Below are 680 nucleotides of genomic sequence, written 5' to 3' on the forward strand. Positions count from 1 at the left end.
TTTGTGATGGGCTTAGGTTGGAAAGTTGAAGGTGCTGCGCTTGCATCCGTGATTGCTGATTACTTAGGCATGGCGTTTGGTTTGGTCTGCGTGTGGAAGACATGGCAAGCACGTCAGTTGCCGTCACCCAAGCAATTACTTGCTGACACTCAGCATGGGCTAGGGCGATTTGTGAAACTCAATCGCGATATCTTTCTTCGTTCATTATGTTTGCAAGCTGCGTTTAGCTTTATGACGTTTCAGGGCGCGAGCTTTGGTGATGATGTTGTCGCGGCAAACGCTGTGTTGATGAGCTTCTTGATGATGATTTCCTACGGCATGGATGGTTTTGCCTACGCGATGGAAGCGATGGTGGGGAAAGCGATTGGCGCGAAAGACCGAGCTCAGCTTAGTGATTCTCTGATCGGGACATTCTTTTGGAGTCTGATCATCTGCTTAGGGCTTACTGCGGTATTTGGCTTAGCGGGATCGAATTTGATCGCCATGATCACTTCTATTGCGATTGTGCAGCAGCAAGCAGCGATCTATCTACCTTGGCTGGTGGTGATGCCGTTGACATCCATGTGGTGTTTCTTATTCGATGGCATTTTTGTTGGTGCCACCAAAGGTAAAGATATGCGGAACAGTATGTTCGTGGCGACTTGCTGTTTCTTCGTAATCTTCTTTTTGTTCTCTGGCTG

General features: G+C 48.1%; 1 protein-coding gene. It reads left to right on the plus strand.

The features are described 5' to 3' along the window. Window positions 1–680, plus strand: a 680-nt coding sequence (locus R7093_RS25760; RefSeq protein ID WP_318147089.1) for an MATE family efflux transporter, incomplete at both ends; no start/stop codon positions are given.

Source organism: Vibrio sp. 1580, assembly GCF_033340055.1.